Below are 6,061 nucleotides of genomic sequence, written 5' to 3'. Positions count from 1 at the left end.
GATTAGAGTATGCCGTTGCTCACTGAAGTTATGATCCAGCAGTTTCAATTGAATTATCTTGCGGCATCACGCTGGCAAGATAAAAGCGAGCTTCTCGAATGAACTTTTAATCATTCGATCATGTCMATTTTCAGGTAATAAAAAACCTCATTTTCGCACTTGGTGCATATGAGGTTTAACTTCCGCTTCTGGGGTGAGGTGAGGATCAGTGCCCGTGCCACCTGTTGCGTATTCTGAACGAAAAAACCCGAGGCCGTTCATTTTTTGATCAATTTTGCTGACCAACGGCAGTGTCCCTGGCTAGTCGCACATTGCCATCTTTTGTCGCGCGGCCCGCACTGTTACTGGGTTTTCGGCGAGTCGGAAGGCAGATGAAAGCCCCGCCGATTTTTTCGTCTTTTTTTCCAGATTCCATGGGGGAAATCGGGAAATGTAAGCGAGTCAGCCATAAAATAGCCCTTGGCCGGGTTAACAAAACGGGTCAAAGCACTGCCATTTTTCCCACGAAAAAGACTGGGTAAAGTGCGTTTTCTGTTCCAGGCCATCAACGAGAAAACTGAAGATTTTAGATTGTGGCCGGCAGTAATCGACCCAAAGCCACCTGTGATAGTAGGTGGCTTTGGGATTGAAACGGTCATGTAAGCGGTTTTCTGCGTTTGCTGACGACATGACTGGCTGTTAGATAGACGATGCTAGCCTTTGCCTCCGCGGCTGCCTCCTCCGCTGCTGCCACTGCCGCTACCGCTACCGCTACCGCTACCGCTACCGCTACCGCTACCGCTACCGCTACCGCTACCGCTACCGCTACCGCTACCGCTACCGCTACCGCTACTACCTCCCTGGTCTTTGTTGACATTGACCTGTGGCCCGACGCCATCTCCCGTACGGAATGTAGGTAACGCCACCGAGTTCACGAATTTCACGCCGTCCCAGCTCGGCAAGGGTGTGGGCATCAATTGGAACTGGCCAGGGTGCTCAGAGTCCCAGCGCAGCAGCATCGACGTGTCCTCATGCTGTGTGTTGTGGCAGTGCTCCATGTAGGTACCGGCAAACTCACGGATGTGTATGGCCATTTCGACATCGTCGAGGCTCTCAGGATGGCGGCCTATATTGTAGATATCTTTGCGCGCCCCTTTTTCCCATTCTGGTGGTGGTTTGCCACCTCGAGTGAGAATGATCCCTTCCTCGAAGTGCACATGCACCGGGTGACTCCAGCCATTGCCGCCGTTCTGGATCTTCCAGATTTCCAGCGTGCCTTCACCCTTGAACCCTGCCGGTGTCGGGCCAGTGGCCAGTTGTGGCGCGGCTGAAATCCGGCGCGGGTCCATGTTGAAGCCTCTGCCGCCATCGGTCTTGATCGTCCAGGGCGTAAAATCTGTGCCGTTGGAGCGGCCAAAGATAAAGGTGCGGTGCCGCGCCTGGGCAAGCCGGGCGATATCGGCAGGGTCATCACGGTGCAAGGGCAGGGGGATCATGAACCTGCCCTCGGGCTTGCCAGGCTTGGCGGGCTCGAAGTCGACCGGATTCATGCTGACATCCTGGCCGGTGTAAGGCTGGACGTTCAGTTGCATGAACAGGCCCACGCCCGGGTCACCATTGACCCACTGTGGCCCGTTGCTGGTTTGCCTGACAACGGGCAGGTACTTCCCGGAGAGTACATCCGCCAATGGAATGTCACGTTTTGGACGCTTGCCGTCTTCATGCTCCTCAATGTTGACGAAGAAAATCTTGTCGCCCGGGTTGATGCCGTTTTTCGCGAAGTCGACGACGATGTCATAGCGTTCGCCAATGCCTTGTATCGGCAGAATGGCATTGTGGTCCTGTGTGTCGCCGTCGCCATCGAGGTCCAGGCTGCCATCGAACGGCACCGCGTGCTCCATGATATTGCCGTCGTTGGCAATCATGTGGAACGGCACCCGGTTATAGGAAAACCCGGAGCTGTTCGGGCCAGGAAACTCGCCACCATTACCATTGACCTGACGCACCACCGCCAACTTGAAGTAGCGAGAAACCGATCCGTTGAGAATGCGGAAACGATAGCGGCGGGCACGTACGTCCAGGAAGGGTTTGTACTCCCAGTTGGTCAGCACCTGGTCACCGAGAAAACCGTCGGTGTTGAAGGGGTTGAACCACAACTGGCCGGCCTGGTCCCAGGCCTTGTCGGCGATCGTCAGGTTGATGTCGTAGTCACGGTTACCCCAGCCCAACGCCGAACCGCTGGGCAAGCGCAGGTTGACCCCGTCGTCGACCGACTCGTTGCCACGGTCCACGGCGCTGTAGTAGTTCATCATCGTCGCGTTGCCCTTGTAGACATTCTGCGCGGTGAAATCGAGCATGTGGTCGTGGAACCAGTGGGTGCTCATGGTTTCGCGCCAGTCGCCACGGATCTTGATGGTGCCGTTGTTGCAAGTCTTGAAGCCGGGGGTGGCGTCGTTGACGAACAGGATTTCACCGGGGTCGCACGGGAACGCTGCCCTTGGGTCCTGCGCAGTGGTGTTGATGGTGTCGTAACCGGCCAACTGGATCGGCCAGCGATAGTCGTAGTACTGGCCCGGGAAGAAGAACGCGTTGGTAAAGCCATCGCTTTCGGCGGGCGAGTGGCCGTTATGTTCATGGGTGGTGAGGGTGTGCAGGCCAAAGCCCCGGTTGGCCGATGGGTCAATGGGCAAGGCATCGTAATGACGCATCAGCATCGCTTGGCCATAGCGTACTAGAAGCAGTTTGGGCGGAAAGGTGCCGTCGAATGTCCACAGCGCATTATGGTCCTGGATAGGGAAGTTGGGGTGAAACTGCACCTGAATGCCCTTGGTGGTGCCCTCGTTGGCCGGCTCGCCATTGGTGTTGTGATAGAGCCCGCCGGGCGCGAATTCCCCCACGGCGTAGTTATGCCGTTGCATGCGATCACGCAAGCCGCTGTTGACGTGCGCGCCGGCTTGCACAGTCTTGAAGGCGTCGCGCGGGAAAAACTCATTGAAACGCTGGTGCGACCAGCCTTTTCCCGGAGGCCGGCCTTCTGCGGGCGAATCGACTCGGCGATTGAGGAAAAGCTCGATCTGCGCCTTCCAGGGGTTGCGGTCCAGTACATTGGAGAACTCTGTCGGGAAGGGCGTCAATGCCGGCTGCCTGAGAAAGGCATCCAGCGCATCCGGCGACGGGCCGCTACGCGCCACGTTCAATGGATCTTGCGCGGGTGCGGGGCCCAGCGTCGGAACCGGAAACGGAACGGGTGATGGCGGGTCGGTTGCATCCAGTTTGTTCGAGCCGAATTCCTCGAAAAGTTCAAGCTTCTGGGTGAACGGTTGAGCCCCGAACACCGGGCTGGGATTACCGTTAGTGGKGATATTGAAGCTGGTTTGCTGATCGGGTGGCAGCACATTGTCGACCAAGGGGGTCCTGCGGTTACCGGTCACACCATTGGGTAAGTCGAAGGCGCCGACGTTTGCGGGAGGCAGTTTGAGCAAGTCCCGCGATGCGGCATCGGGGTCGGCGGGCGGATTGGTGAACGCCGATGGGTCGGTAGGAGGCGGTGGATCGGTGTTGTCGAGGGGGACTGCCTGGGTCCGGGACAAGCCCAGCCCCAACATGATCACGGCAGCAGAGATACTCAGCGCCAGCCTGGTTTTGAACAATGGACTAGGTTTCGAACTTGCGGTATCTAGTTTCATCGCAAACACCTCTGACGGGGTTCTCGGAGCGCGTGGCAATACATGGGCAACGAGCCGCTGCTCCTGGCCGGGCTGGCGAAATGTTTGATTTCGAGCCGGGATGGGAACGATGCATATTTCCCGCCGAAAGTGACAGGAGGTGACTAATGGCTCTGCGCCACGCCCCCCGTGTCCGCCGGCCTTAAGCAGGCGTATGTCAAGCCAGGATGAAAACCCCGATGACGGGGAATATCCCCCAATACCGGGTGCGATTGTGCGGGGTGTCCGGGTTAAGAGAAGTGGCCACTTTCTGATCGGGCGTTGTATCGCCGCGGACCTAGCGAATACCGGTGCCCGCCATGGACTCTGGCACCCACTGCGCTGTCGAAAGTGGCTCGATGTAGCGGATGCCGCCATGAGGGCCCACCACGCCATTGATGTTATAGGTGCCTTTCGACAGGTCGTACGTCATGAAAGGGGTGGCGTCCGGGACCTGCTGGTCATAGCTCTGGCTGAAGAACGCGAAGGAGCCACGGTATAGCTGGCCACTGGTGTCGTACTGATCGGAGGCCACCGCGGCCCAAGTGTCTTCATCCAGGTAAAAGCGGCGCTTCTGGTAGATGTGCTTTGCACCGGCCTTGAGGTTGCCCTCCACAATGTAGACCCGGTGTTTTTCCCAGCGTACGAAATCCGGCGCAATGAAGTTTGGCGTGGTCAGCGATTTGGCATCGCGAGCGTAGGTCAGTTTGTAGGTGTTGTAGGGCACGATCATTTCCTGCTTGCCTGCCAGAGTCCAGTCATACAGTTCGAGCGCACGGGCAGTACCGGGGTTGGGTGTGTCGTAGGCCAGGATCGAAATCTGTTTGACGCGGCGCTGGGCAGGCATGTACTGCCAGGCCCTGCCAGGAAACTGCGTTGGGTTGGTGGCGTTCTTGAGCATGATCGACTCGCCGGCCCGGCGCGCAGGTCCGGTATAGGAAAGTTTCAACTGATAGTAAATGTCGGAGCTGTTGAAGGGCTTGGACATCTTTTCGTAAATCGGGAAGGAGACGAATGCTTCGCCGGTGACTGCCAGGCTCGGTACGCCCGCCGTGTCGACGCTCCAGGAGTCGTACTTGGAATGGATGTTGACACCCTGGTAGCGCAGCAGGAAGTTCCACATCGCTTCGGCGCCTGATTGCGGGATCGGGAACGGCACCCCGGGCATCACATTGTCGATGGCGATCCCGCCGTTGAGCGACCTGGCGGCAGTGGCATTCTTGCGGCTATTGTCCAGAACCGCCTGGGGCAGCGATGCCGTGCGGTGGGTCGGATACACATCGATGCGAAAGCCCGGGTAGCGCCTGGCCAACGCTACGGTGGTGGCGGTCAGCATGCCTTTGTACTTATCGACATTCTTGCCGTTGATCACCAGCAGTGGTTTTTCGTGCGCAAAGGGGTCCGGGCGCATGCTGTCGCCGGTCTTGAAGCTGGAAGGGGCAGTGGTCAGGCCACCGTTGTAGGGCGGAATGGAGCCATCGGCATTACCGGCCTTTTCGGCACCCACCCACGTCAGGCTGGTGCCCAGCCGGGCGGCTTCCTGGCTCGATACATAGGCTTGGGCATCGATGGCCAGCGCCATGAGGGGTACAGCAGCCAGAACACTTTTCACGAATTTCATATTGTTATTCTCCTGCCTGGCGTACCAGGCAACTCGTGACTCAGGCGGAGCAGTCGCTTACGTCGGCTCAATCGCCAGAGGCTTTTTCAGTACTGCCATTAAATAGCCCCCGTATCAGGGGCGCTTTTCATTTGACGACAGTCCCTTGGCTATTCATGACAGGCCCAGGCTGTCTCCGCGGGCAGGGTGGCTGTGGTTGCCTCAGGCAGGCTGCACACCTGCACCACATGCCATTTCTCCGGCCTGGAACCAGGCTGATGCATTCGATGGCGCGGTAGCTGAGAGTGACCATCACTTGTTTGTTTTTCACCGAGGAATCATTGAGTTACCCAATGGTCATAGCTGTAACCATTCCAAACCTCCGACGCTTAGGACGTTCATATGAATCGCGCAGTAATCTTGATCGTGGCCATTTCCAGCGCCATCTTGTTGGGAGGCTGCGGCCCGCACTGGGATGACGGAGAAAGGTACGGTCGATATCACGATCATGATCATCGACGTGGTTACGACCAAAGAGGGGACGATGATCAAGGTTATGACCGTCAATATGATCGTCGTGACTACGATCGCGATCGCGATCACCGCCGCTACCGCGATCGCGATGACAACGACGACTGATACGTCCAACGTCATTTGTAGCAGCTGCCGAGCCCGCGAGGCTGCGTTCGGCTGCAAAGCAGTCGTAAAATCAGTCATTGCGGTACGTCAGGCAGACCGCGTCAGCAGGACTCACGACTGCTTCGCAGCCGAACGCAGC

General features: G+C 57.7%; 4 protein-coding genes and 1 pseudogene. 2 read left to right on the top strand and 3 right to left on the bottom strand.

Going from position 1 to position 6,061, the window contains the following annotated elements; genetic code table 11:
• Positions 1–341 precede the first annotated feature (341 nt).
• The 3 genes from AB4Z35_RS29620 to AB4Z35_RS29610 all read right to left on the bottom strand — a co-directional run bounded on the left by AB4Z35_RS29620 (position 342) and on the right by AB4Z35_RS29610 (position 5,304).
• Positions 342–638 carry a hypothetical protein gene (locus AB4Z35_RS29620; protein ID WP_442101106.1) on the bottom strand — a complete coding sequence of 99 codons (297 nt, stop codon included), beginning with the start codon at positions 636–638 and terminating at the stop codon, positions 342–344.
• A gap of 54 nt (positions 639–692) precedes the next feature.
• Positions 693–3,665 (bottom strand): multicopper oxidase domain-containing protein, encoded by a 2,973-nt coding sequence (locus AB4Z35_RS29615; protein ID WP_442101105.1) that lies wholly within the window; start codon positions 3,663–3,665, stop codon positions 693–695.
• A 316-nt stretch (positions 3,666–3,981) separates the two neighbouring features.
• Positions 3,982–5,304, bottom strand: coding sequence for a DUF1329 domain-containing protein (locus AB4Z35_RS29610; RefSeq protein WP_442101104.1), 1,323 nt, complete (start codon positions 5,302–5,304; stop codon positions 3,982–3,984).
• A 381-nt stretch (positions 5,305–5,685) separates the two neighbouring features.
• Here AB4Z35_RS29610 and AB4Z35_RS29605 point away from each other — a divergent pair, with 381 nt between their 5' ends.
• Together AB4Z35_RS29605 and AB4Z35_RS29600 are read left to right on the top strand one after the other, a co-directional pair.
• Positions 5,686–5,922, top strand: coding sequence for a hypothetical protein (locus AB4Z35_RS29605; RefSeq protein ID WP_442101103.1), 237 nt, complete (start codon positions 5,686–5,688; stop codon positions 5,920–5,922).
• A pseudogene (locus AB4Z35_RS29600) lies at positions 5,828–6,061 on the top strand (hypothetical protein); the annotation flags it as partial. The gene AB4Z35_RS29605 and the pseudogene AB4Z35_RS29600, both read left to right, overlap by 95 nt.

Source organism: Pseudomonas sp. KB_15, assembly GCF_052114525.1.
Classification (GTDB): Bacteria; Pseudomonadota; Gammaproteobacteria; order Pseudomonadales; family Pseudomonadaceae; genus Aquipseudomonas.
This window is presented reverse-complemented; position numbering and strand designations above follow the sequence as displayed.